This is a genomic window from Ligilactobacillus animalis KCTC 3501 = DSM 20602 (genome assembly GCF_001434535.1).
In the GTDB taxonomy this organism is placed as follows: domain Bacteria; phylum Bacillota; class Bacilli; order Lactobacillales; family Lactobacillaceae; genus Ligilactobacillus; species Ligilactobacillus animalis.
On record NZ_AYYW01000024.1, the window covers coordinates 1 to 230 of the forward strand.

Consider the following 230-nt stretch of genomic DNA (forward strand, 5'->3'; position numbering starts at 1 on the left):
GCTTTGGTCGTGTTTACTGGCGTCTTCCAGTTCAACTTAGTTCCAGTTGGCAATGTTACACTTGGATCTAAAACTTCTTCTGGGGTCAATTTAGAGCCTAGGGATACTTCTAAGTTTGCTTTAGCTTTTGGTGTCACTGCTTGTCCATCTGTACCTACCTTCACTGGAACCTTAACTAAATCTTTCGAGCCATCTGGATAGGTCACTTCTAATTCACCCGTTTGATGACC

Annotated in this window: 1 protein-coding gene; it reads right to left on the reverse strand. The window is 43.0% G+C overall.

Annotation, left to right across the window (positions count from 1 at the left end):
- A partial coding sequence (locus FC30_RS03675) for a Rib/alpha-like domain-containing protein (protein WP_268888279.1) occupies positions 1-230 on the reverse strand: 230 nt, incomplete at both ends.